The sequence below is a fragment of the Cellulosimicrobium sp. MI9406 genome (genome assembly GCF_040595865.1).
GTDB classification, from domain to species: Bacteria; Actinomycetota; Actinomycetes; order Actinomycetales; family Cellulomonadaceae; genus Cellulosimicrobium; species Cellulosimicrobium funkei.
Genome location: NZ_JALIZI010000005.1, coordinates 107,956 through 132,545 on the forward strand (window position 1 = coordinate 107,956; position 24,590 = coordinate 132,545).

Sequence of the window (24,590 nt, forward strand, 5' to 3'; positions counted from 1 at the left end):
GCGGGGGGCGGCCCCTCGTCGTACCCCCGGGCGACCGCAGCACCCCGGCGCACCACCCCGGGAACCCGCGTCGTCGCGCCGGTCAGGCCACGGGCGCGCCGCGCTCGGAGGGCAGCTCGGCGGACGTCTCGCCCGGCATCTCGGCCGTCCCGGACACCGGGGCGTCCTCCGGGCCGGTCCGGAGCACGACGAGCGCGACGTCGTCCTCGCCCGGCCCCGGCAGCATCCGCGTGAGCGCCGCCTCGACGACCTCCTCGATGGGCCCGCGGTGCGTGCCCTCCAGCGCGCGGGCGAGGTCGGCCAGGTCGTCGCGCAGGTTGTGGCCGCGACGCTCCACGAGCCCGTCGGTGTACAGCACGAGCGTGTCGTCCGGGTAGAGCTCGACCGTGTGCTCGGTCCGCACGGTGCCGGGGGAGAGCCCGAGCGGCAGGTCGTTGCGCCGCGTGAGCGTGTCGACGCGGCCGTCCGCGCGCACGAGCATCGGCGGCAGGTGCCCCGCGCTCGACCACCGCACCGTCCGGGCCCCGCGGCGACGCTGTTCCGGGCTCTGCTCGATGCGCGCGAGGACCAGCGTCGCGATCGCGCCGTTCCCCAGCGCGAGCCCCTGCACCGCCGTGTCCACGCGCTCGAGGACGCGCGCCGGCGACTCCCCGCTGTCGTAGCCGATCGCCCGCACCAGCCCGCGCAGCTGCCCCATCATCACCGCCGCCGCGAGGTCGTGGCCGACGACGTCGCCCACCACGAGGGTCGTCGCGCCGTCGGGCGTCACGAACCCGTCGTACCAGTCGCCGCCGATGTCGCGGTCGAGCGCGGCGGGCTGGTAGTGCACCGCGACCTGGAGGTGGTCGGGGTCGGGCGGCTCGGTGAGCACCGCCTGCTGGAGCGCGAGCGCGACCTCGCGCATCTGCGCCGTCTGCTCCTCCGAGCGCTCGACCCGCAGCCGCAGCGCGTCCATCGTGGTGCGCAGGCGGACGGCGTCGCGCAGCGCGGCCCCGACCGTCGCGGCCAGGCCGGCGAGGTACCGCGCGTAATCGCGGTCCCAGGGGCGCAGGGGGCTCGCCCGGAGCACGAGGATCCCGGCCACGCCGCCGCGCACCGCGTCGCGCAGCGGCTTGACGACGAGACCCTGCGAGACGATGCGCTGGCGGGTCCGGAACACGCGCTCGACGAGGCGGGTCTCCGCCGGCTCCGCCTCCGGGCCGACCGACCCGACCACGCGGGGGCGCGCGCCGCGCACGTCGTAGAACGCGGCGCGCGCGACGTCGGGGCTCCCGGCGAGGACGTCGAGCACGGGGCGGCCGAACGTCGCCAGGTCGGTGAACGTCGTCGGGAGCGCGCCCTGGAGCTCCCCGAGCATCGCGAGGCGGCGTTGGTTGACGACCGCCAGGGTCGTCTCCGTCGAGATGTCGAGCACGCCCGCGATGCGGCCGTCGTCGTCCCGCAGCGGGCTGTAGGAGAAGGTGAAGAACGTCTCCTCGTCGTAGCCGGAGCGGTTCATCACGAGGTGCAGGTCCCGGTCCGACGACGCACGCCCGGTGCGCAGGACCTCGTCGAACAGCGGCCCGACCTCGTCCCAGATCTCCGCCCACACCACCGCCGCCGGGGCGCCGAGCGCGCCCGCGTGCTTGGCCGTGCCCAGCATCTCCTCGTAGCCGTCGTTGTAGATCAGCGTGAGGTCCGGCCCCCAGACCAGCATGACGGGGAACTGCGTCGAGAAGCACAGGCGGACGGCGTGGCGCAGCGCCTCGGGCCACTCGTCGGGCGGGCCCAGCGGTGTCCGCTCCCACGCGACCTCGCGCGCCTGCCGACCCACGGCGCACTGCGCCGTGGCGTCGACGAACCACTCGGCATCCATCCGCGCATCGTAGGCGAACGGCGGTCGCCCGCCCCCTGGACGGCGTCCGCCCGTGCGGGCGGGCGGCCGGTCTCGCGCGGCGGGTCCGCCCGTCGGCCGACGCCGCAGGTCGGCTAGGGTGTGCCCGGCCCGACGGCGGCCACCGGACCGCGGGCCGCTCGCCCGCGCCGGCCGGCAGGACCGAGACCGACAGGGGCGTGGACGTGCAGCGCAACCTCGTCCACGTGTTCGACGTGACGGGCGCGGACCCGGCGCTGCTCGACGACGACCCGACCGTCCGCCGCTGCCTCGACGCGATCGTCCGCGAGGCCGGGATGACGCCGCTCGGGGAGGTGTCCCACCGCTTCGAGCCGCAGGGCACCAGCGTCGTGCTGCTGCTCGCGGAGTCGCACCTCGCCGTGCACACCTGGCCCGAGGACGGCACGGCCTACGTGACCCTCACGACGTGCCGCGCCCCGGCGTCGGCCACGTTCACGGACGACGTGCGCGCGCTCCTCGCCGCGGAGCTCGGGGCCGCCGACGTCGCCGTGCGGAGCCTCGTGTGAGCAGGACGCCCCGCCCGCGGCTCGCGATGCGCGTCGGCGAGGACCTCGTCGGCGCCCCGCCGCAGCGCGCGACGCCGCGCGCCGTCGCCGTGCTCTCGACCGTGCACGGCGGCTCCACGTTCACGTGGGAGGAGTGGCAGCTCCTCGCCCACGACGGCTCCGACGTGTGGGTCGAGTACGACCACGACACGCGCGACGTGACGCTCCTGCACCCGACCGAGCCGTGGCCGCCCGTCGTCGACCTCGCGGGCCTGCAGACCGGCCGGACCCTCGGGCTGACGCTCGAGGGACGCCAGCACACGCTCACGGTGCGCGAGCACGGGACGGGGCGCGTCGAGCACGTCGAGGGGCAGTTCGCCGAGCCGTTCGCCGTCGGGCAGGAGGTCGAGTACGTCGACCTCTCGGCCCACGGGACGATCGTCTCGATCGAGCGCACGACCGGACCGCTCGGCCCCGTCACCTCCGTCTACCACGGGCGCCGTCTCGACAGCGCCGAGCAGAAGCGCCTGTTCGGGCGTCGCGTCGCGCCCCGCACGGTCCCCGGCGGGCGGTTCGTCGCCTTCGCGGTCGCGGCGGTCGTGCTGCTCGGTCTCGGGTCGTGCGCCGCCCGCGCCGCCTCGGGCAGCGCGTCGTGCACGCCCCGGTCCGTCGTCACGACGTCGCCCACCACGGGCCAGGTCGCCACGACCGACGACGGCACGTGCGTGCGCCGCACCGTCTACGGCGGGGGCGGCGGAGGGCTCGGCAAGTGACGCGACCCGTGCCCGCCCGTCCCGGCCCCGAACCCCTGCACCCGTCCGCCCGTCCCACGACCCGAACCCGGGAGACCCCGTGATCTCAGCCGCCGCCCCGCTGGCGTTCCTCTGGTCCTTCTTCTCGACCGTCCTCTACTCGGTGCTCGGCATCGTGCTGCTGCTCGTCACGCTCGTGGTCGCGAACAAGGTGTTCCGGCTCAACCTGCACCGCGAGCTCGTCGACGAGCACAACGTCGCGTTCGGCGTGATGATCGCGGGCCTCGCGGTGGCGATCGGCCTCATCATCGCGGGGACGATCAGCTCCTGACCGTGCTCGACCAGCAGGAGGTCCCGCCCGGCGGCCCGCCGGGGGCGGACGCGGCCGCGGACCGCGACGCGCCCGCCGGGCGCTCGGGAGCGCGCCACCTCGACCGACCGACCGTGTTCGCCGCCGCGCTGCTCGTCGCCGTCGGCGGGCTCGTCTACGAGCTCATCCTCGGGACGGCAGCGTCGTACCTGTTCGGCGACTCGGTCGTCGCGTTCTCCGTCGCGACGGGGCTCACGCTGTTCGGCATGGGCCTCGGCTCGCTCCTCGCGCCGCGTCTGCAGCGCACCGCGGGGCTGAGCTTCGTGCGCAACGAGCTCGTGCTCTCGCTCCTCGGCGGGACGTCGGTGCTCGCGCTGTTCTGGGCGTACGCGGCGACGGAGCTCGCGTGGGTCGTGTTCGTCGTGCTGTCGCTCGCGATCGGGACGGCGATCGGCGTCGAGATCCCGCTCCTCGTGGCGGTGCTCAAGGAGCGGGGGAGCGAAGGCTCCGTCTCGCTGCTGTCGAAGGTGCTCGCGCTCGACTACTTCGGCGCGCTCGCCGCCTCGCTGCTGTTCCCCTTCCTGCTGCTCCCCTACCTCGGCCTCGTGCGCACCGCGTTCGCGGTCGCGGTGCTCAACGTCGCCGTCGCGGGGTTCATGCTCGCGCGCATGGGCCACCCGCCGCGGTGGTCGGTGCTCGCGGGCGTCACGCTCGTCGTGCTCCTCGCCGGTTTCGCGGCGTCGTCGTGGCTCGAGGCGCGCATCAGCGCGGGGATGTACCAGGACCCGGTCGTCGCGCAGGAGCGCAGCGCCTACCAGCAGGTCGTCGTCACCGAGTACCAGGGTGACACGCGGCTCTACCTCGACAACCAGCTCCAGTTCTCCTCGGTCGACGAGGCGCGCTACCACGAGACGCTCGCGCACGCGGCGATGACGTCCGTCGCGGCGCCCGCGTCCGTCGCGATCCTCGGCGGCGGCGACGGCCTCCTCGCGCGCGAGGTCCTGCGCTACGGCTCGGTCCAGGAGGTCACGCTCGTCGACCTCGACCCCGCCGTCACCGACCTCGCGCGCGAGAACCGGCTCCTCACCGCCGTGAACGAGCACGCGCTCGACGACCCCCGCGTCACGGTCGTCAACGCCGACGCGTTCCGCTGGGTCGAGGACACGCCGCAGACGTTCGACGTCGTGCTCGTCGACCTCGTCGACCCCTCGTCCGAGCGTGTCGCCAAGCTCTACTCGCAGGAGTTCTACGGCATGGTCGCCGCGCACCTGCGGCCCGGCGGCGCGTTCGCGACGCAGGCGACGTCGTCGTACTTCACGCCCGACGCGTTCTGGCAGGTGGTCTCGACCGTCCGCGCCGCGGCGCCCGGGCGCACCGTCGTGCCGCTCACCGTCAACGTGCCCTCCTTCGGGGAGTGGGGCTTCGCGCTCTCGCTCCCGGGCGGACCGGCCGACGTCGTGCCCGGCCCCTTCGCGCGCACGCCCCTCCCGGACGGGCTGCGCTTCCACGACGCCGCGTCCCTCGCGGCGACCACGCGCCTCCCGGCCGACAACCCGCCGCGGGACCTGCCGCCGTCGACCCTGCTGTCCCCGACGGTCCAGCGCACGTACCAGGAGGACATGCGCGCCTGGCGCTACTGATGCGGCGGCGCCGACGGGACGACGTCGGTCGTCAGAGCACGGACGGGAGCTGGTCGCGCGAGGTGATGCCCAGCTTCCGGAAGATCCGGTAGACGTGGTTGTCGACGGTGCGGTCGCTGAGCACGAGCTCGCGCGCGACGTCCTTGTTGCTCAGCCCGCGCGCGACGAGCCGGGCGACCTCGCGCTCGCGCGGGCTCAGGGAGTCCACGGGCGCGACCGGCGGCACGAGCAGGTCCAGCTCCTCGCCCGCGGTCGCCACGAGGGCGCGGAGCCGGTGCGCCTCGTCGGTGGCGAGGGCCGTGCGACCGTCGTCGCGCAGCAGCCGGACGGCGGCCGCGTGGGCCTGGGTGCCGTGCAGCACGAGGCCGCGGGCGCGCAGGTCGTCGGCGGCCGCGAGGAGCGCCTCGGGCGAGCGGTCGGCGGCGGCGGCGACGTAGCGGCCGAGGGCGGGCAGGAGCGTGCCCTGCGCGGCGGCCGCGTGCTCCGCGACCCGCCGGGCGCGACGCGCGTCGGGCCAGAGGGTCACGAGCCAGGCCGCGTCGAAGAGTGCGGCGAGCAGGTACCCGCGGCGGTCCATCGCCTCGACGAGATCCCACGCCGCGCGCGTCGCGGCCTCGGGCCCGGCCTGGCCGGTCGCGAGCGCGAGCTCCGCGGCGAGCGGGTGCGGCCGGGCGAGCGGCGTGGACGCCGCGAGGAGCTGCAGCGCGTCGAGCTGGTGCGCGAGCGAGCGCGCGCTCGTGACGTTTCCCTCCCGGAGCGAGAGCTCGGCGCCGAGGCAGCGCAGTCCCGCGCGGGTGCTCGGGCGCAGGGGCGCGTGCGCGCCGGCGGCGAAGACGCTCGTCAGGTGCTCGCGCAGCGACGTGAACCGGCCCTGGAGGTACAGGCCGAGCGCGACGACGTGGCCGTGCGGCTCGATCTGGGACGCCGCGAACCGGTCGCGCGCCTGGTCCAGCAGCCGACGCGACCGCTCGACGGCCGCCTCCACTTCGCCCGAGCAGAGGAGCGCGAGGGACCGCCACGAGGGCGCGTCCTGACGGTCCGCCGACTGCGGCACGACGACACGGTCGAGCTCGACGCCCGCGTCGTCGACCCGCCCCCGGGCGAGCAGGACCTCGCCGCGGACCAGCCGCACCACGTTGTCGGGCCCGACGAGCAGCGCCTCTCCGGGCGGGACCGTCACGTCCGCACGCGCCGGAGGGCGGTCGAGGGGCGGCGGGAGCTCCGCGGACGGTCCCGTGCCCTCGACGTCGCCCACGGCGAGCAGGACGTGCTGGGCGACGGCCTCCCGGACGGCGTCCTCGACGTCGTCGTGCGCGGTCGTCGTCGGCTCGAGCAGGGCGAGGGCCGCGTCGCGCTCGTGGAGCACGACCGCGCGGTAGACGGCCTCCCACGCGGCGAGAAAGCTCCCGCGACCGGTCTCCGCGGGCGCGAGGTCGTGCGCCCGCGCGAGGACCTGCTCGATCGCGTCCGGCGGAGCCTCGTCGTTGGCGAGGTCGTCGAGGTAGCGCACGGTGTTCCGCGTCGTCGGGGTGCGCTCCCAGGCGTCGCGGCGCGCGAGGAGCTGGGCGGCGGTGTGCCGGCGCAGGGCGCGGCCGAGGATCGCCGCGGACTCGCGCGACGCGGCCCAGCCGGTCGGGACGGCGGTGTCGACGGTGCGCGCGAGGGGGTCCCACTCGTCCGCCCGGCCGCTGCCGAGCGCGTCGGCGACCTGCTCCGCCGCGCGCAGCGCCCGCGCGCCCCCGGTCTGGCGCAGGAGCTCCCCGACGAGCGGCGGGTAGAGCGTCACCGTCGTGCGACCTTCGGCCTCGACGAAGCGGACCAGGCCGTGGTCGTCGAGCGCGACGAGCACGGGCCAGGGCAGGAACCGGTGCACCGTCCCGAGCTCCGCGGCGCCGGTCGCCGCGAGCGCCCAGACGCCGTCCACCTCCTCGGGCGACAGCCCGCTGACCAGGCGGCCGACGTCGCCGGCGAGCGCCGAGGTCACGAGGTCCCGGCGCGCGACCCAGGTCCCGGACTCCTCGACGAGGCGGCCGGCGCGCCGGGCCTCGGTGGCGACGGACCGGACCAGGCCGGGCAGGCCGCCGGACAGGCCGTACAGGCGACCGGCGACACCGGCGTCGAGGTCGCCGCCGAGCAGCGCGCTCGCGGTGGCGTGCATCTCCTCGAAGGCGAGGGGCGGCATCGGCAGCGCGGTCGCGGGTCGGCCGCCGAGCACGGTCTCGACCGGGGCCGCGGGGTAGGGCGGGCGCTGGCTCAGCACGACGGTGGCGTCCTGGCGGGCGGAGACCGCCCCGAGGACCGCGGCGGAGGTGTCGTCGAGCGCGTCGGCGTCGTCCGCGAGGAGGACCGCCGGCCCGGTGCCGAGCGCCCGCTCGACGGCGTCGACCGCGCGCCCGAGCGACACGGGCTGGCCGGGGGCGGCGTCGAGCACCCCGGCGAGGACGAGCGACTCGAGCGGACGCGGGGCGCCGGGGCCGACGCCCACGAGGGACAGGACGTGCCGGTCGTCGTCGAGGACGGCGGCCCGGACGCGCGCGAGGAGCGTGGACCGGCCGGAGCCCGGGAGCCCGGAGACCACGACCGACGTGCCCTCGCGCACCGCGCCGAGCACGGTGTCGACGAGGGACGCGCGTGGCCCCGGGGCGCTCATGGGGCGGTCAGGCGCGTGTCCGCTGCCGTTGTGCGCGGGCCTGCGCGTCGCGGTAGACCCGCAGCCGCTCGACCTGGAGCTCGCCGAGCGTGGGGGCGTCCACCTCGTCGGCGAACGCCTCGGAGAGCTGGCGGAGGATGTCGGTCTCGAGGGCGTCGAGCTCCTCGAGCCGACGGCGGTCTCCCGGGCTCAGCAGGGGCCACGTCTCGGTGTAGGTCGGTGCGTGCTCGCTCACCTGCCCATGGTCGGCTCTCCGGCGCGGTCTCGCAGGTCGACGGCGGCCGTCAGACGGCGGGGCGGGTCACCGCGGCGAGCGCGTCGAGCGCACTCAACGGGTCGTCGGGCCGGGCCGGGTCGGCGCTGGTGGCGACGAGGACGACGCTCGACACCCCGCCCGCGCCGAGCTCGGCGAGCCGCGCGCGGAAGGCCTCGGGCGACCCGACGACGGCGAGCGCGTCGACCCACGCGTCGGGCATCGCGGCGGCGAAGTCGTCGGGGGTGGCGCTCGCGTCGCGCAGGGCGCGGAACGCGTCGGCGAAGGGCAACGGGTCGATCTGGGCGGACCAGTCGGCCTCGCCGAGGACGGCGAGGTAGGGGCGGACGATCTCGCGGGCCGTCGCGACGTCGTCGTGCACGGCGCCGACGGAGAACGCGACGACGCGGTGCGCGGGCGGGGCCGCGTCCCCGGCGCTCGCGCGCCCGGCGTCGATCGCGGCGCGCGCGACGGCGAGGTACTCGGGGGTCACGGGCATGTCGAGGATGGTCCCGTCCGCGACGCGGCCCGAGACCTCGAGCGACCGCGGGCCGCGCACCCCGGCGAGCACGGGCGGCGGCGAGGCGGGCGGGGCGTGGAGGGCGACGTCGTCGACGGACACGTAGCGGCCCGCGCCGCTGACGCGCTCGCCGTGCAGCAGGGCGCGCACGGTCGCGGTGGTCTCCTCGAGCATCGCGAGCGGGCTCGCGGGCCACACGCCGATCTGCCGCATCCACGCCGGCATGCCGTGCCCGAGGCCGAGGTGCAGGCGGCCGGGGTGCAGGGCGGCGAGCGTGCCGGCCTCCATCGCGGCGGTCGACGGCGCACGCGTGGCGGCGGGCAGGATCCCGATGCCGACGGTGAGGCGCTGGGTCGCGGCGAGGACCGTCGCGGCCTGCGCGATCCCGCCGTGGAAGGTGAGGTCCTCGACGACCCACAGCTCGTCGAGGCCGACCTCCTCCGCGCGGCGCGCGAACGGCACGATGAGGTCGGCGGGGAGCTCGCGCGGGAGGATCACGCCGAGCGCGGGGGTCGTCGTCGAGGTCGCCATGCGGCGACCGTACCGTGATAGCGCTCCCACCCGTGACGACGTGCGGCTCTCCGGGACAAAAGTCCTGGCCGGGAGCGCCCCGGCCCGCCTACGGTCGGGCCATGACCGCGCTCGACGACGCCGCTCTCGCCGCCCTCGACACGCACCTGCGCTCCGCCGCGGACGCCGACGACTTCTCCGGCGTCGTGCGGGTCGAACGCCACGGCGAGGTGCTGCTCGAACGCGCCTACGGCGTCGCGTCGCGCCGCTGGGGCGTCCCGGTCCGCACGAGCACGCGGTTCGACGTCGCGTCCGTCACCAAGCTCTTCACCGCCGTCGCGGTGCTCCAGCTCGTGGGCGACGGCCGGCTCGGGCTCGACGACCGCGTCCACGACCACGTGGACCTTGCGGGCACGACCATCCCGCGCGAGGTGACGATCCGGCACCTGCTGACCCACACGTCGGGCATCGCGGACGACGCCGACGAGGAGGCGGGGGAGTCGTACGAGGAGCTGTGGGTCGACCGGCCGAGCTACTCCGTGACGCGCACGGCAGACTTCCTGCCCGGGTTCGTCCACAAGGAGCCGAACTTCGCGCCCGGCGAGGGGTGTCGCTACTGCAACGTCGGCTACGTCCTCGCCGGCCTCGCGCTGGAGTCCGTCACCGGGACGACGTACCGCGACCACGTCCGCGAGCACGTGTTCGCGCGCGCGGGCATGGACCGCTCCGGGTTCTTCCGCATGGACGAGGCCGAGCCGGACGTCGCGGAGGGCTGGGAGCCCGTGCACGAGGGCCCGGACGACGACGGCCCCGTCACCGGGTGGCGGCAGAACGTCTACTCCTACCCGCCCGTCGGCTCGCCCGACGGCGGCGCGCACGTCACGGCGCGCGACCTCGCCCGGTTCTGGGCGGCGGTGCGCGACGGCGAGCTCCTGCCGCCCGACCTCACGCGCGCGTTCCTCACCCCGCAGGTGCTGCACCACGAGGGCGGGACGGGCGCGACGGACGGGGCCGAGCCCGCACCGAGCGTGCACTACGGCTTCGGGCTCGAGCTCGAGCTGCTCGCGGACGGGTCGGTGCGCTCGGCGTACAAGGACGGCATCAACACGGGCGCGAGCGCGATCCTGCGCCACTACCCGGACCCGGTGGGCCCTGCGGACGGCCCGGACGCGCTCCCGCCGGCCGGGGCGCCGGGCGTGACGGTCGTCGTGCTGTCGAACAGCGAGGCGGGCGCCTGGGACCCGATCCGCCGCCTCGACGAGCTCGTCCGCGGCTGAGCGGGCCGGTCCCCTGCACGTCCCGCGCCTCCGCACGAGACCTCCACACCCTTCCGGCCGCATCGGCGCTCGCGCCACCGACCGCTCGCCTAGGCTCGTGTCCCATGCCCTCCGGACTCTCCGCCGCCCTGACGGCCGCCGTGCCCGCCGCCACGACGGCGGAGCCCGCTCTCGACGGCGTCGCCGGCTGGGCGGTCAACCTCATGGAGACGCTGGGCCCGGTCGGGGCCGCGATCGCCATCGCCCTCGAGAACCTGTTCCCGCCGCTGCCGAGCGAGATCATCCTGCCGCTCGCGGGCTTCACGGCGAGCCAGGGGAGCTTCGGGCTCGTCGAGGCGATCCTGTGGACGACGGCGGGGTCCGTCGTCGGCGCCCTCGCGCTCTACACGGTCGGGGCGATCATCGGGCGCGAGCGCACGCGGTGGATCGCGGAGCGCCTGCCGCTCGTCAAGGTCGAGGACGTCGACCGCACCGAGCAGTTCTTCCTCCGGCACGGCAGCGCGACGGTCTTCTTCGGCCGCTTCATCCCCATCTTCCGCAGCCTCATCTCGATCCCCGCCGGGGTCGAGCGCATGCCCCTGTGGAAGTTCACCGCGCTCACCACCGCCGGCAGCGCCGTGTGGAACACGATCTTCGTCTACGCCGGGTACGCGCTCGGCGAGCAGTGGCACGTCGTCGAGGAGTACGCGGGCGTCCTGCAGAAGGTCGTCATCGCGGTCGTCGCGGCGGCGGTCGTGTGGTTCGTCGTGACGCGCGTCTGGCGCTGGGTGCACGACGACGAGCGGCCCGCCCACGCGCGCGGCCGTCGGGACGCGGCGCCCGCGCGCGACGAGGCCTGACCACCGCGACCACGCGCGACGGCGCCTGACCGCCTCGCCCGGACGTCCGGAGCCGTAGGCCCGCCCGCGCGGTGCGCGCCGCGGTGGCGGATGATCGGAACGTGCCCGCCCCGACCGAACGGCCCAGCGTGCCCGTGCGCGCGGCCCGCGTCGCGCCCGCCGCGGGCGACGGCCTCGGGGTCGCGTCGTGATCCTCTCGCTGCTCGCCGCCGTGGCCGCGAGCCTCCTGTACGCGGTGAGCACGATCATGCAGGCCGTCGCGACGCGCCGGGCCCACGGCCTCGCGGCCGTGGCCCAGCCGCTCGTCGTCGGCGGGCTCGTGGTCGACGGCGTCGGCTGGCTCCTCTCCCTCCTCGCCCTGGACCACCTGCCGCTCTTCGTGGTGCAGGCGGTCGTCGCGGCGTCGCTCGTCGCCGTCGTGCTGCTCGCCCGCCTCGTGCTCGGCGCGACGCTGCGTCGCACGGACGTCGTGTCGATCGGCGTCGTCGTCGCGGGGCTCGTGGTGCTGGCGCTCGCGGCGGGGGAGCAGCCCGCGACGCACCCGCCGGCCGGGTTCACGACCTGGGTCAACGTCGCCGGGGTGGCCGTGGCGGTCGGCACCGCCGCCGCGTACCGGCGCGGGCACCCCGTGCTGCTCGCCGTCCTGGGCGGCCTCGGCTACTCGGTCGCCGCCGTCGCGGCGCGCGGCGCGCACGCGTCCGGGGACCTGCTCGACACCGTGCTCCAGCCGCTCGCCCTCGCGATCGTGCTCGGCGGCGTCGCGGGCGCGCTCGCCTACCTGCGCGCCCTGGAGCGGGGCGCCGTGGGGACGGTCGCCGCGACGGTCTCCGTGATCGAGGTGCTCGCCCCGGGGATCGTCGGCCTCGCCGTGCTCGGCGACGTCGTGCGGTCGGGCTGGGCGGTGCCCGCCGTCGTGGCGACGCTGGCCGCCGTCGGGGGGTGCGTCGTGCTCGCGACGAGCCCGGCGAACGCCGCGGCCGAGGAGGGCGCGCCCGCGGCGACGGAGCCCGAGCCCGCCTAGGGTGGGCCGGGTCGGCCGACCGGGGCAGGCCCGGCGACCGGTGCCGGGCAGACGCTCGGCCCGCACCGAGGAGGGGCACGATGCGCACACCGTTGGACGTCCTCACGCTCGACGAGCTGCGCCGTCGGACGTCGGTGAAGTGGCGCACCTTCGCCCCCGACGTGCTGCCGCTGTTCGTCGCCGAGATGGACGTCGCGCCGTGCGACGCGGTCGTCGACGCCGTGACGGCCGCCCTGCGCTCGGGCGACACCGGGTACGACGTCGGCACCGCGTACGGCGAGGCGTACGCGCGCTTCGCCCGGCGCCGCTGGGGCTGGACGCTCGACGCGGCGACGTCGCGCACGCTGCCCGACGTCATGGTCGCGATCGTCGAGGTGCTGCGCGTCCTCACGTCCCCGGGCGACGCGGTCGTCGTCAACCCGCCCGTGTACCCGCCGTTCTACGGCTTCACCGCGAACGAGGGGCGCCGCGTCGTCGACGCGCCGCTGGGCACCGACGGGCGACTCGACATCGACAGCCTGGAGCGGGCGTTCGCCGACGCGACCGGTGCCGCCGCGAACGGTGACGGCCCGGGGAGCGGGCGCCGCGCGGTCTGGCTGGTGTGCAACCCGCAGAACCCGACGGGGACCGCGCACACGCGCGCGGAGCTGGCGGACGGCCTGGCGCTCGCCGCGCGGTACGGGGTGCGCGTCGTGGCGGACGAGATCCACGCGCCCCTCACGCGGCCCGGGCTCGGCGGGCGCCCCGCGACGACCCACACGCCGCTCCTCACCGTCCCCGGGGCGGACTCCGCCGTCGCGATCGTCTCCGCGTCGAAGGCGTGGAACCTGCCGGGCCTCAAGGCGGCGGCGGCCGTCGCCGGCCCGGACGCCGCCGACGACCTGCGGCGCATCCCCGAGGAGGCGAGCCACGGCGTCCAGCACGTGTCCGTGCTCGCGCACGTCGCGGCCCTCGACCACGGCGAGGGGTGGCTCGACGACGTCCTCGCGGGCGTCGAGCGCAACGCGTGGCTCCTCGCCGACCTGCTCGCGGAGCACCTGCCCGCGGTGCGCTACCGGCCCGGCGAGGCGACGTACCTCGCGTGGCTCGACGCGCGCGGGCTGCCCGGCCCGGCGGGCGCGGACCCCCGGTCGTGGTTCCTCGACCGCGCGCGCGTCGCGCTGGAGGACGGGCGCCGGTTCGGCCCCGGCGGGCACGGGCACGTGCGCCTCAACCTCGCGACGGGCGTCGACGTGCTCACCGAGGCGGTCGAGCGCATGGGCGCGTCGGTGCGGGACGCCTGAACGTCGCTCGACCACGACCGACGAGTTCTCGGTCCTCGGCCGGTCAGACCCCCCGACCACGACCGCACGACCCACCGGAGCACCCGATGCCGTTCGAGCCCGTCCTCCTCGACCACACGTTCACCGCGCCCGTCGGCGTCGACGTCAAGGGCGACACGTGGCCCTGCGTGGAAGTGCCCGGGGCGCGCGAGCTCTTCGGGTCGCTGCGCGCGGTCCGCGTGGACGCGACCGTCGACGACGTCGCGCTGCGCAACGTGGGGCTCATGCCGACCGGGTCGGGCGGGCTGATGCTGTCGCTCAACGCGGGCGTGCGCAAGCGACTCGGCAAGGACGTCGGTGACACGGTCGTGGTGCGGCTGGAGCGCCGCCTGAGCTGAGGCGCGCCGCCGCGCCCGCCCTGTCCGGGCATGGGCAGTTGTCCCCATCGCGGCGGCCGACCCGGCCGCGTACCGTCGGCGTGCGACCGTCGAGGACGAAGGCGTCGACGCGTGCGCGTGAGGGGACGCGCAGGGGCGGGAGGGGACGGCATGAGCGGGATGTGGGGCGCCGACGTCCGTGCGCTGCGCGCGCTCGCGTCCGGCCTGCGCTCCGGCGCCGACGCGCTGCGGACCCATCGCGCGCAGGTGGCGGCCGTCGTCGAGGCCGCGACCCGGTGGGACGGGCCCGACGCCGCGCAGTTCCGCAGCGAGTGGGCCAGCACGCTCGGGCCCTCGCTCACCGGCACCGCGAGCCTCCTCGACGCCGCCGCCGACCGCCTCGCCACGGACGCCGACCAGCAGGAGTCCGCGAGCGCCGACGGCGGCGCCCTCGCGGGCCCGGGCGGCGCACCCACGTCCGGCCCGGGCGGGCCCCAGCAGACCGTCCCCACGCCGACGCCGGGCGAGTACGCCGCGATGGACGCGGGCGAGCGCGCCGCGTGGCTCGAGAACGCGACGGACGCGCAGGTCGCGGCGCTCTACGACCAGATGGTGCGCCTCGGCGTCGACCCCGACTCCCCGGGGTTCGCGGAGCTCGCCGTCACGCACTGGACGCGCGTCGCGGCGGGCGAGGCGGGGTTCGACTTCGCCGACTGGGACCCGTCCGCGGGGGCGTCGGCCAACCGGGAGATCATCGAGAGCGTCTACACGTACTACGGCGAGCTCTACCTGGACAACCCGTGGATGCAGTGGGCCGGCATGGCCGCGATGATCGGGCCGTCGTTCGCTGCCGGGTTCTTCGACCTCGACATGATGCGGCAGCTCGCGCAGGGCGTCGCGAGCGGCGCCCGGGCGCTGCCGCCCGGCGTCGACCGGGCGGCGCTCGAGGCGATCGCGACGATGTCGGACGCCGAGCTCGGCTTCTACGAGAACCAGTTCCTGTCGATGCAGCGCGAGATCTTCGTGGACCAGGCCGTCATGCACGAGGCGTACCTGAACGGCGGCATGCAGGAGATGGAGCGGCTGCTCGAGGCCGGCGTCATCGACGGCGCCGCGTACCAGGCGTGGGCGGACGTCGAGGCCGGCCGGGCGGGCGACGCGCAGGCGCTCGCGGACGGCAACACCGCGCTGCTGTGGCGCGAGCAGAACCAGATCATCGCCGACGACTGGCAGACCATGCGCGACCACCCGGTCACGGGCGAGGCGTTCACGTACCTCATGACGCTCGTCGGCGAGCCGTCGATCCCCGGCGCGGGCACGTACGCGCAGCACGACCCCTTCACGGTGAGCGTCGAGACGCCCGGCCCGGAGAACCTCGGGATCCCGTTCACGGGCGTCACGTTCGACAACCCCGTGCAGGGCACGGTGACGGTCCAGACGCCGCTGCCGGGCGGCAACATCGCCGACCAGGCGACCCGCTGGGAGTACATCGCGAACGACACGCTGCCCGCCTACCAGCAGCTCGTCACGCAGCACCCGGACCAGGCGGCGCAGATCATCGGCACCGACGTGTCCGACCGGATCGCCGACTACCGGCTCACGAACCCCGCCCGCATCGGACGCATCCTTGACAGACTGACCGAGTGGGACGTGGACGTGGACCAGTGAGCCGGGGGTTCCGTCGCGCGCACGGGACGGCGCCGAGGGCCGGCGTCGCCGCGGTCCTGCTCGCGGGGGCGCTCGCCGGGTCTCTCGTGCTGACGGGGTGCACGGTGACGTTCGGCGACCCGGACGACGCGGCCACCGGACCGGGCGGGACGACCGCCCCGGGCGGCCCGACGGCGTCGGGCGGGGCGGTCGTCGAGGGCGGCGGGGGCGCGACGGGCACGACGACGATCGACGACATCGAGAGGGGCGAGACCGTGCGCTGGGACGTGAGCAGGCCGATCACCGCGGAGTCCGTCGGGCTGGGCGAGTCGATGGCCGTCGTGCAGGTGCCGGACGGCGCGGCCGAGGTCGAGCTGACGCTCCCCGACGGCACGTGGACCACGGCGGCCGAGGAGCTGACGATCCAGCCCCGGCGCGGGTACGTGAGCGCGATCAACGTGTTCCGCACGCTCTCCGGCGGGCAGGCCGTGCACGACCAGCTCGTGGCCGACGCGCAGGTGCTGGGTTTTCCGCGGTCGCAGGTCGACCGGTGGCTCGACGAGCTGCCCGCGTCGCTCGACGCGTCGCGCGCGGGCGGGACGCGCGCCCGCACGGGCATCAACGGGTCGAACGGCGACGTCGAGACGTCCGTGCAGATCAGCCACGAGCCCGGGCCGGGGGGCGACGCGTCGGTGCGCCTCTGGTACGTGATCAGCCCGGTCACGCCGGACTGACGCGCGCCACGGCGGCGCCCGTCACGGGCAGGCCGACGCGCCCCCGCCGCCCTGCTCGGCGACCTGGAAGTAGATCGGGTTCTGCCAGTCGGCGCCCTCCCCGCGCACGCGCGGCAGGTCGGCGCAGGTCCAGCCCTGCTGCGGGGTGAACTGGGCCCCGGCGACGACGTGGGCGCCGCTCCACCGCCACGAGGTCTCCTGGCCGGTCGCGACCCGGAGGTCGACGTCGAAGGACACCGACCGCGTGCCCGCGGGCACCGTGAAGGCCACGTAGTAGTTGCGGACCTGGCTCCCCGGCTCGCCCCACGTCTCGAACGAGATCGAGCGGACCGTGCAGCCAGAGAGGACGGTGCGTCCCTCGCCGCGCGCGACGCACGTGCCGGCCGCCGTCGTCTGCCACCGGCCGGCGGAGACGGGCGCGGCGGCCCGGGCCTGGTCCGTCCACGCGGCCGTCGTGGGCTCGACGGCCGCGTGCGCGACGCCCCACCACGACGCCGTCACGAGCGTCAGGACCGCCAGGAGCAGGCTCAGCGTGCGGAGCCCGGCCTTCTGACCGGCCCGCTGACCGGCCGTCCCGCCGGCCCTCCGGCCGGTCCGGGTGCCGGTCACCGGTGGACCGGCACGCGTCGCGGTGCGGGCGGGACGAGCAGGGTGAGGCCGAGCAGGCCGAGCAGGCCGACGAGGAGGGGGACCGCCACGGCGGGGGTCGTCAGACGCACGATCGCGGTGCCCCAGCCGGCGAGCTGGACCGCGGGCTTCCAGACGTCGCCCGAGGCGGTGTAGTCCAGGGCGTCCGCGTAGGCGTTGTTGTCGCCCTTCATGCTGACCGTGTACTGGTCGTCGCCCGTCTGCTCGACGGCCTCGACGCGGTGGGTCACCAGGTCGCCGGTCAGCTCGCTGGGCAGGCTCACCACGTCGCCGACGGCCAGGTCGGCCGCCGGGACCGGCCGGGCGACCAGGAGGTCGCCCGTCATGATCCCCGGCTCCATCGAGCCGGAGATCACGACGAGGGGCTTGATGAGGCCGGCCGCGGTCGCGCCCCACACCGCCCCGCACACCAGCCCGAAGGCGGCGAGGACCCACAGGACGAGGACGGCCCCGCGCCGCAGTACCTGCATCGGTGGTTCTCCTCCTCCTGCGTCCGGCGTCGGGTCAGGCCGTCGCGGTGGCGGAGACCGTGACGATGAGCGTCCCGGAGGCCCCCTGGTTCGACGGCGCCCAGTCGCTCGGTGCCGTGACGGTGAGCCGGAACTGGTCGCTGGACGTGCCGCCGGCGGCGTCGAGCGTCGTGGCGAGGCCGGAGACGGAGGCGGAGGGGTTCGTGGTGAACGTCGAGCCCGAGGCGAACCGGACGCTGGACGTCAGCGCGGCCTTCACCGAGCTCTCGTTGCGCACCCACAGGTCGATCGTGCGCGTCTGGCCGGGCAGGAGGTTCGCGAGCGCGTCCGACGGCACGACGAGCTCGATCGCGTCCGGGTCGGCCGAGTCCTTCCAGGTCGTCCCGTCCAGCGACCCCTGGAGGTCGAAGGTCGCGGCCGTCGCGGGCGCCGCGAAGAACGCGTTGTCGGTCCAGGCGGCGCTGGTGAGCGCCGCCCCGATGCCGCCGACGGCGAGTGCCGCCAGCCCGAAGGCGGCGAAGGCGCGGCGCTTGTCGCGGCGCGGGGCGGGGGTCGTCTCGGGGGTGTGGAGAGTCATGACTCGAAAAGTACGGAGTCCTCCTCAACGCTGGCGCACCTGTTCCTCAGGAAAAGCGCAGGATCGTCCGGGGATCGCGGCGCGCACCCGCGCGCACCCCAGCCCACCTGCGCGGACACCGTGCGGCCGTGCGGGAAAAGGGAAGCGCGCCGCGGCTCCGCGGGACGGGGAGGAGGAGCGGGAGGTGAAGAAGCGGCGGACGAACCGGGCCGGTCCGACCGTCGGTGCCGGCGGCGTCGGTGCCGTCGGGTAGCGTCCGTCTCGTCCTGAACGGCACGGAGCAGGGGAGCACAACGAGTGAGCAGCGTCGCGCACGGCCACGGTCGGTCCGGCACGCACGGCCGGTGGCGCGGGAGGGCCGCCCGCTGGACGACGGCCGCGGCGCTCGTCCCCGTCCTCGCCCTGCCCCTCGCGGCGTGCACGCCCGACCGCCCGGAGGCGTCCGACGCCGCGAACGCGCTCGCCGACGCCCTCCAGGCCGGCGACGTGAGCGCGCTGGAGTTCCGCAACGGCGCCGCGAAGGACGTCCAGGGCCACCTGGAGGCGGTGCTCGAGCCGCTCGCGCCGTACGAGCGCACGGTCGAGGTGGAGTCGGTGGACGTCGACGAGGAGGGCGACGACGCGGGCGACCGCGCGACGGCGACGCTCGCCTACCGCTGGGAGGTGGCGGGCGACCAGGCCTGGGAGTACACCACCACGGCGGAGCTCACGTTCGCGGAGCCGGGCGAGGGCGAGGACGGCCCGGGCGCCTGGGACGTCGTGTGGGAGCCCGACGTCCTCGTCCCCGAGCTCGGCCAGGGCGGCCGGCTCGCGGTGAGCCGCGTGCCGGCGGTCCGTGCGGGCATCCTCGGCGCCGACGGCGTCCCCATCGTCGAGGACCGTCCCGTCTACCGGATCGGCGTCGACAAGACGCGCGTGGGCTCCGCCCAGTGGGACGGCGCGGCGCGGGCGCTCGCGGGCGTCGTCGGGCTGGACCCGGAGGAGTACGCGCAGCGCGTCGCGGGCGCCGGGGAGAAGGCGTTCGTCGAGGCCATCACCGTCCGCGCGGAGGACACCGCGGGCGTCGACGTCGACGCGGCGCGCGGCATCGAGGGCGTCGCGGTCATCGACGACGCGATCCCCCTCGCCCCGACGCGCGAGTTCGCGCGTCCCCTGCTCGGGCGCGTGGGCGAGGCGACGGCGGAGATCGTCGAGGAGTCGGAGGGCGCGGTCGCCGCGGGCGACCAGGTCGGCATCTCCGGTCTCCAGCGGCAGTACGACGAGCAGCTCCGCGGCGTGCCGGGCCTGTCGATCGAGGTCGTGCCGGGCGAGGCGGACGCGGACGCGGAGCCGACGGAGGTGTTCTCGGTCGAGCCGGTGGACGGCGTGCCGCTGAGCACGACGCTGCGCCCGGACATGCAGGTCGCCGCCGAGGCGCTGCTCGCCGGGCAGGGGCCGAGCGCGATCGTCGCGATCCAGCCCTCGACGGGCTCCGTGCTCGCGGCGGCGAGCTCGACCGCGGGCGAGGGGCTCTCGACCGCCACGACGGGCCAGTACGCGCCGGGCTCGACGTTCAAGGTCGCGACGACGCTCGCGATGCTGCGCGCGGGCCTCACCCCGGACACGACCGTCTCCTGCCCGCCCACGCTGACCGTCGAGGGCCGCGAGTTCCAGAACGTGCCCGGCTACCCGACGGCGGCGCTCGGCGACGTGCCGCTGCGCACGGCGTTCGCGAACTCGTGCAACACGGCGATGATCGGGCAGCGGGAGGCCGTGTCGCAGCAGGCGCTGCACGACGCCGCCGCCTCGCTCGGGCTGGGCGTCGAGTCCGAGCTCGGCGCGCCCGCGTTCTTCGGCGACGTCCCGACCGACTCGCAGGGCACCGAGCACGCCGCGTCGATGATCGGGCAGGGCAAGGTCCAGGCGTCGCCCCTCGCGATGGCGACGGTCGCCGCGAGCGTCGCCGCCGGGCGCACGGTGGCGCCGGTCCTCGTCCACCCGGACGTGCAGACCGTCGCCGAGGAGCAGCCGGCCTCGACCCTCACCGAGCAGGAGGCGGCGACGCTGCGCGAGCTCATGCGCGGCGTCGTCACGGACGGCTCGGCGTCGATCCTCCAGGACCTCCCGGGCGAGCCCGGGGCGAAGACGGGCACGGCGCAGTACGGCGACGGCAGCCAGTCCCACGCGTGGATGATCGCGACGCAGGGCGACCTCGCGGTCGCCGTGTTCGTCGAGACGGGCGAGGGCGGCGCCGTCACGGCGGGGCCGCTCATGCACGCGTTCCTCGACGCGCCGAACGCCTGACGCCCGGCCGCTCCGCGGCGGCCGGAATAGGTCCGGCCGCCGGACGGTTGTCCACGAGCGGGTATGATCGGTTGCCGCGGGCGTCCGTATGCCCGCGTCCAGCGAGAACCCACCGTTCCGGGAGAACCTCCGTGTTCGTCAGCGTGCCTGCCTGGCAGCTCACCCAGCGCCGCGACGTCGACCTCCGTCGAGTCGCCAGCGCGCTGTGTCGCTGACCCCCCGTCGCCGCTGACGCCTCCCCGCCTCCGCACACCCGTCAGGACCCCGGGTCGCCTCGCGACCTGAGCCGCTGACGCGCGTGGCGCGCCCCCGTCAGGCCGCTGGCCACCTCCGTGCCTGCGTCCCTGCCCGGGCCGCGCTGCTGCCGGCGCCCCGCGACGACGTCCCGAGCCCCTCTCCCGAGAGCGGGCGCTCGTGCGCCCGCGTCACCCCGAAAGGTCCTCCGTGTCCTCGACCCCCTCGACGGCCTCCTCGCAGGCCGACCCGCAGGCGAAGCAGGCTCCGGCCGCTGCGCCCGCGAAGAAGAAGCGCCGGTTCCCCTCGTTCAGCGTGCAGATCCTGCTCGGCCTCGCGGTCGGCGTCGGGCTCGGTGCCCTCGCCCTCGCCATGGGCCCGCAGGACGCCGCGGGCGACGTCCCCAACGGCCTCACCACGACGCTCGACACGGTCGGCTCGTCGTTCGTGACGCTGCTCAAGGCGGTCGTGCCGCCGCTGATCTTCACCGCGATCGTCGCGTCGATCGCGAACCTGCGGACCGTCACCAACGCCGCGCGCCTCGCCGGTCAGACGCTGCTGTGGTTCGCCATCACCGCCGCGATCTCGGTAGCCGTGGGCATCGGCCTGGGCCTGCTGTTCCAGCCGGGCAACCGCGCGTCGGTCTCGCTCGACGCCGCCTCCGAGCCGGGCCGCACCGGCACGTGGCTCGACTTCCTCAACGGTCTCATCCCGGGCAACGTCCTGGGTCTCGGCGCCTCGACGAGCCTCGAGACCGGTGACGACGGCGCGCTCACCGGAGCAGCGTCGACGTCCGTCAGCTTCAACGTGCTGCAGATCCTCGTCGTCGCGCTCGTCATCGGCATCGCGGCGCTGAAGTCGGGCAAGAAGGCGGACCCGTTCCTCGCGTTCAACCGCTCCGCGCTCGCGATCGTGCAGAAGGTGCTGTGGTGGATCATTCGCCTCGCGCCGATCGGCACCGCCGGCCTCATCGGCTACGCCATCGCGGCGTACGGCTGGACGTCGCTCGCGTCGCTCGCGTGGTTCGCCGTCGCGATCTACGTCGGCCTCGCGGTCGTGCTGTTCGTCGTCTACCCGATCCTGCTGCGCACCAACGGCCTGAAGATCTCGAGCTACTTCCGCGGCGCGTGGCCCGCGATCCAGCTCGCGTTCGTCTCGCGCTCCTCGATCGGCACGCTGCCCGTGACGCAGCGCGTCACCGAGCGCAACCTCGGCGTGCCGAGCGAGTACGCGTCGTTCGCCGTGCCGCTGGCCGCGACCACCAAGATGGACGGTTGCGCCTCGATCTACCCGGCCATCTCGGCGATCTTCGTCGCGCAGATCTTCGGCATCGACCTGTCGATCACCGACTACCTGCTCATCGCGTTCGTGTCCGTCGTCGGCTCCGCCGCGACCGCGGGCCTCACCGGCGCGATCGTCATGCTGACCCTCACGCTCTCGACCGTGGGCCTGCCGCTCGCGGGCGTGGGCCTGCTGCTCGCGATCGACCCGATCCTCGACATGGGCCGCACCGCGGTGAACGTCGCGGGCCAGGCGCTCGTGCCCACGATCGTGGCGAAGCGCGAGGGCATCCTCGACCTCGAGCAGTACGAGGCCGCGACGGCCGAGGACCTCTTCGTGGACGAGGACGACGACGCGTCGTCCGAGACGACCACGGAGTCCCCGGCGCCGGCCGAGGCCGCGGAGGCCACGCCGTCGGGCACCAAGGAGCGCGTGGGCGCCTCCGCCTGAGGCCGACCAGGCGATTCCTCGCCGTCGAGCACGACGTTGCTGCCGTTGTCCGTGGGATGGCGGCAGCAACGTCGTTCTCGGCGTCAGGGCTGAGGGCGCCCCTCGCGCAGGACGGCGAGGCGCGAGCGGTACTCCTGCTCGTCGATCTCGCCGCGCGCGTAGCGCTCGCCGAGGATCGCGACCGGGTCAGGGCCCGTAGCGCGCCAGCCGCCCGGGCCCCCGCCGCGCCGGGCGCGGCGGGCGAGCAGGAAGACCACGGACGCGAAGAGCAGGAACCACAGCAGGGGGAACACGAACCACCACGGCCCGGGCCCCCAGCCGGCGTGCCCCCACGACGCGACGGCGTCCGTGGGGAGCGCGCCGGCCGCCCCGGTGAGTGCGGTGAGCATGACGACCTCCGGTGTCGGTGCGCCTCGCCGGTCCCGGCGAGGGCGGCCGTCCGCCGGCCGCACCCCCAGGCTCGCGCCCGCCCGACGCCGCGTCGTCGCCCGGGCGTGCCGACCTCGCTCGTCCCCGGGTGCCGCCCGCGATGGTCGGGGCTCAGCCCGCCCAGCCCGGACGGACGACGCCCGACTCGTACGCCGCGACGACGAGCTGCGCCCGGTCTCGCGCGCCCAGCTTCGCCATGACCCGCGAGACGTGGGTCTTCACGGTCGACTCCGACAGGAAGAGCGACCCGGCGATCTCCTCGTTCGACAGCCCGCCCGCGACCTCGACGAGCACCTCGTGCTCGCGCGGCGTGAGCTCCTCGACACCACGCACCGGCCCGACGGCGCGCGTCGCGTCCGCGACCCGCGACAGCAGCCGCCGGGTCACGGTGGGCGAGAGCAGCGCGTCGCCGCGCGCCGCGACGCGCACCGCCCGGACGAGGTCGACCGGCTCGGTGTCCTTGACGAGGAAGCCGCTCGCGCCGCCGCGGATCGCGTCGGTCACGTACTCGTCGAGCTCGAACGTCGTGACGACCACGACGTGCACGTGCGACGCCGCCCGGTCCGCGACGATCCGCCGCGTCGCCTCCAGGCCGTCGAGACCGGGCATGCGGATGTCCATGAGCACGACGTCGGGCAGGTGCTCGAGCGCGAGGCGGACGGCGTCGTCGCCGGTCGCGGCCTCCGCGACGACGCGCATGTCGTCCTCGGAGTCGATGAGCGCGCGGAAGCCACCCCGCACGAGAGCCTGGTCGTCGGCCAGCACGACGTCGATCACGGTGCCTCCTCGCGCTGCGGCGGTGCGTCGTCGGCCGCGTCGGACCGTCCGGGGGTGCCCGGTCCGGGCGGGGAGCCCGGCCAGGGAAAGACTGCCCGCACGCGGAAGCCACGTCCAGAGGGGGACGGCGCCGGGCCGGCGGCGAGCGAGCCGCCGACGCTCTCGACGCGCTCGCGCATGCCCCGCAGGCCATAGCCCGGCTCCGGCTCGGCGCCCGGGGCAGCGCCGTCGTCGGTCACGGTCACGGTCACCGCGCCGTGCGGCGCGGGACGCACCGCGACCCGCACGTCCGCCCGCGTGGCCCCGTGCGCGTGCCGGCGCACGTTGGTCAGCGACTCCTGCACCACGCGGTAGACGACGCCTGCGAGCCGGTCGGGCAGTCCCGCCGCGGCCGGGTCGACGTCGAGCGTGACCGCGAGGCCGCCGCCCTCCGCCTGCCGCACGAGCCGGGGGAGCGCCGCGAGGTCCCACGTCGGGGCGAGGGGCGCGCCGTCGTCGCCCGCGTCGCCGCGCACGACGCCCAGCACCGCGCGCACCTCGTCGAGCGCCTCCGTGCTCGCGGCGCGGATCGCGGTCAGCGCACCGCGGGCCTGCTCGGGGTCGCGGTCGAGCAGGTGCAGGCCGACGCCCGCCTGGACGGTGATCGCGGACAGCGAGTGCGCGAGCACGTCGTGGACCTCGCGGGCGATCCGCAGGCGCTCGTCGGCGACGGCGGTCCGCTCCCGCTCGGCGCGCGCCAGGCGCTCGGCCTCGCGAGCCGCGGCGAGACGCGCGGACCGGTCGCGGACCGTCCCGGCGACGAGCAGCACGACGACGGTCCACGCCGTCCCGCCGAGCAGCGTCGCCGGGGGCGGCGCGTCCGGGCGGAGCGCCGCCGCCGCGACCACCGCGCCCGCCAGCAGCACCGCCCCGCCCCACGCGACCCGGCGCGCGCGCACCGCGGGTCCGCTGAGCAGCACCCCCACGAGCACGCCGACGGGACCGGCGAGCACCGGGCCCCACGCGTACCCGGCGACGAGGAACGTGCCCGCGGCACCCACGGACACGACGACGGCGACGACCGGCCACCGCACGAGGAGCACGAGGGCGAGCGGGGGCACGAGGAGGAGCGCGAGCGCCGCGGCGTCGAGCGGCCGGGCACCGGGCTGGCCGTGCGTCGCGCCCACGGAACCGACGACCGTGACCACCGCGAGCACCACGGCGAGGAACGCCCGGGGGCGGCGGCGGTCGAGCGGGCCCATGCGTCGCACGCTACGCCGCGTGCGGCCGG

At 75.9% G+C, this 24,590-nt stretch carries 23 protein-coding genes; 13 read left to right on the forward strand and 10 right to left on the reverse strand.

Annotated elements, in window-relative coordinates; genetic code table 11:
- Positions 1-82: 82 nt before the first annotated feature.
- Positions 83-1,855 (reverse strand): SpoIIE family protein phosphatase, encoded by a 1,773-nt coding sequence (locus tag MT994_RS10755; protein ID WP_354806234.1) that lies wholly within the window; start codon positions 1,853-1,855, stop codon positions 83-85.
- 197 nt (positions 1,856-2,052) lie between these two features.
- On the opposite strand from MT994_RS10755, the gene MT994_RS10760 reads away from it, so the two are divergent.
- The 4 genes from MT994_RS10760 to MT994_RS10775 all read left to right on the forward strand — a co-directional run bounded on the left by MT994_RS10760 (position 2,053) and on the right by MT994_RS10775 (position 5,081).
- The gene (locus MT994_RS10760; RefSeq protein ID WP_061268374.1) at positions 2,053-2,400 is read left to right on the forward strand and encodes an S-adenosylmethionine decarboxylase; all 348 of its coding nucleotides are present in this window, start codon (positions 2,053-2,055) and stop codon (positions 2,398-2,400) included.
- Positions 2,397-3,152 (forward strand): DUF4178 domain-containing protein, encoded by a 756-nt coding sequence (locus MT994_RS10765; RefSeq protein WP_354806235.1) that lies wholly within the window; start codon positions 2,397-2,399, stop codon positions 3,150-3,152. Before MT994_RS10760 ends, MT994_RS10765 begins: the two co-directional genes overlap by 4 nt.
- Positions 3,153-3,231: 79 nt before the next feature.
- A complete protein-coding gene (locus MT994_RS10770; RefSeq protein ID WP_034656213.1) occupies positions 3,232-3,462 on the forward strand; it encodes a DUF350 domain-containing protein in 231 nt (76 codons plus the stop codon).
- A 2-nt stretch (positions 3,463-3,464) separates the two neighbouring features.
- The gene (locus MT994_RS10775; protein ID WP_354806236.1) at positions 3,465-5,081 is read left to right on the forward strand and encodes a polyamine aminopropyltransferase; all 1,617 of its coding nucleotides are present in this window, start codon (positions 3,465-3,467) and stop codon (positions 5,079-5,081) included.
- Positions 5,082-5,112: 31 nt separating this feature from the next.
- On the opposite strand, the gene MT994_RS10780 is transcribed toward MT994_RS10775, so the two are convergent.
- From MT994_RS10780 to MT994_RS10790, 3 genes are read right to left on the reverse strand one after another with little or no spacing between them, the layout of a single operon-like run.
- Complete coding sequence (locus MT994_RS10780; RefSeq protein ID WP_354806238.1) at positions 5,113-7,731, reverse strand: LuxR C-terminal-related transcriptional regulator; 2,619 nt, start codon at positions 7,729-7,731, stop codon at positions 5,113-5,115.
- 7 nt (positions 7,732-7,738) lie between these two features.
- Positions 7,739-7,966, reverse strand: a complete 228-nt coding sequence (locus MT994_RS10785; RefSeq protein ID WP_034656217.1) for a hypothetical protein — start codon at positions 7,964-7,966, stop codon at positions 7,739-7,741.
- A 49-nt stretch (positions 7,967-8,015) separates the two neighbouring features.
- Entirely contained in the window at positions 8,016-9,035 is a 1,020-nt protein-coding gene (locus MT994_RS10790; RefSeq protein ID WP_354806239.1) for an LLM class flavin-dependent oxidoreductase, read from the reverse strand.
- A gap of 101 nt (positions 9,036-9,136) precedes the next feature.
- Between MT994_RS10790 and MT994_RS10795 the strand changes: the two genes are divergently transcribed.
- From MT994_RS10795 to MT994_RS10825, 7 genes are all read left to right on the forward strand, one after another.
- On the forward strand, positions 9,137-10,291 hold the full coding sequence (locus tag MT994_RS10795) for a serine hydrolase domain-containing protein (protein ID WP_085386834.1): 1,155 nt from the start codon (positions 9,137-9,139) through the stop codon (positions 10,289-10,291).
- Between the two features lie 203 nt (positions 10,292-10,494).
- Positions 10,495-11,130 carry a DedA family protein gene (locus tag MT994_RS10800; RefSeq protein WP_240696643.1) on the forward strand — a complete coding sequence of 212 codons (636 nt, stop codon included), beginning with the start codon at positions 10,495-10,497 and terminating at the stop codon, positions 11,128-11,130.
- Positions 11,131-11,317: 187 nt separating this feature from the next.
- The gene (locus MT994_RS10805) at positions 11,318-12,151 is read left to right on the forward strand and encodes a hypothetical protein (protein ID WP_076403953.1); all 834 of its coding nucleotides are present in this window, start codon (positions 11,318-11,320) and stop codon (positions 12,149-12,151) included.
- 80 nt (positions 12,152-12,231) lie between these two features.
- Positions 12,232-13,434 (forward strand): aminotransferase class I/II-fold pyridoxal phosphate-dependent enzyme, encoded by a 1,203-nt coding sequence (locus tag MT994_RS10810; protein ID WP_354806240.1) that lies wholly within the window; start codon positions 12,232-12,234, stop codon positions 13,432-13,434.
- A gap of 86 nt (positions 13,435-13,520) precedes the next feature.
- On the forward strand, positions 13,521-13,811 hold the full coding sequence (locus tag MT994_RS10815; protein WP_043652182.1) for a DUF1905 domain-containing protein: 291 nt from the start codon (positions 13,521-13,523) through the stop codon (positions 13,809-13,811).
- 150 nt (positions 13,812-13,961) lie between these two features.
- Positions 13,962-15,458 carry a WXG100 family type VII secretion target gene (locus MT994_RS10820; RefSeq protein ID WP_354806241.1) on the forward strand — a complete coding sequence of 499 codons (1,497 nt, stop codon included), beginning with the start codon at positions 13,962-13,964 and terminating at the stop codon, positions 15,456-15,458.
- The gene (locus MT994_RS10825; protein WP_354806242.1) at positions 15,455-16,171 is read left to right on the forward strand and encodes a hypothetical protein; all 717 of its coding nucleotides are present in this window, start codon (positions 15,455-15,457) and stop codon (positions 16,169-16,171) included. The genes MT994_RS10820 and MT994_RS10825 overlap by 4 nt, the downstream gene beginning before the upstream one ends.
- Before the next feature lie 21 nt (positions 16,172-16,192).
- On the opposite strand, the gene MT994_RS10830 is transcribed toward MT994_RS10825, so the two are convergent.
- Genes MT994_RS10830 through MT994_RS10840 form a run of 3 tightly spaced genes read right to left on the reverse strand, consistent with a single transcriptional unit; the run spans position 16,193 to position 17,866 of the window.
- On the reverse strand, positions 16,193-16,780 hold the full coding sequence (locus MT994_RS10830; protein ID WP_354806243.1) for a hypothetical protein: 588 nt from the start codon (positions 16,778-16,780) through the stop codon (positions 16,193-16,195).
- Positions 16,777-17,289, reverse strand: a complete 513-nt coding sequence (locus MT994_RS10835) for a signal peptidase I (RefSeq protein WP_061268364.1) — start codon at positions 17,287-17,289, stop codon at positions 16,777-16,779. The genes MT994_RS10830 and MT994_RS10835 overlap by 4 nt, the downstream gene beginning before the upstream one ends.
- Positions 17,290-17,323: 34 nt before the next feature.
- Complete coding sequence (locus MT994_RS10840; RefSeq protein ID WP_354806244.1) at positions 17,324-17,866, reverse strand: hypothetical protein; 543 nt, start codon at positions 17,864-17,866, stop codon at positions 17,324-17,326.
- Positions 17,867-18,163: 297 nt separating this feature from the next.
- On the opposite strand from MT994_RS10840, the gene MT994_RS10845 reads away from it, so the two are divergent.
- Together MT994_RS10845 and MT994_RS10850 are read left to right on the forward strand one after the other, a co-directional pair.
- The gene (locus MT994_RS10845; RefSeq protein ID WP_354806246.1) at positions 18,164-20,149 is read left to right on the forward strand and encodes a penicillin-binding transpeptidase domain-containing protein; all 1,986 of its coding nucleotides are present in this window, start codon (positions 18,164-18,166) and stop codon (positions 20,147-20,149) included.
- Positions 20,150-20,698: 549 nt separating this feature from the next.
- Positions 20,699-22,114, forward strand: coding sequence for a dicarboxylate/amino acid:cation symporter (locus tag MT994_RS10850; protein WP_249355836.1), 1,416 nt, complete (start codon positions 20,699-20,701; stop codon positions 22,112-22,114).
- 83 nt (positions 22,115-22,197) lie between these two features.
- On the opposite strand, the gene MT994_RS10855 is transcribed toward MT994_RS10850, so the two are convergent.
- The 3 genes from MT994_RS10855 to MT994_RS10865 form a co-directional block, all read right to left on the reverse strand.
- Entirely contained in the window at positions 22,198-22,503 is a 306-nt protein-coding gene (locus MT994_RS10855; protein ID WP_137279945.1) for an SHOCT domain-containing protein, read from the reverse strand.
- A 151-nt stretch (positions 22,504-22,654) separates the two neighbouring features.
- Positions 22,655-23,320 carry a response regulator transcription factor gene (locus tag MT994_RS10860; protein ID WP_076403946.1) on the reverse strand — a complete coding sequence of 222 codons (666 nt, stop codon included), beginning with the start codon at positions 23,318-23,320 and terminating at the stop codon, positions 22,655-22,657.
- Positions 23,317-24,561, reverse strand: coding sequence for a sensor histidine kinase (locus MT994_RS10865; protein ID WP_137279944.1), 1,245 nt, complete (start codon positions 24,559-24,561; stop codon positions 23,317-23,319). Before MT994_RS10865 ends, MT994_RS10860 begins: the two co-directional genes overlap by 4 nt.
- Between the last annotated feature and the right edge of the window lie 29 nt (positions 24,562-24,590).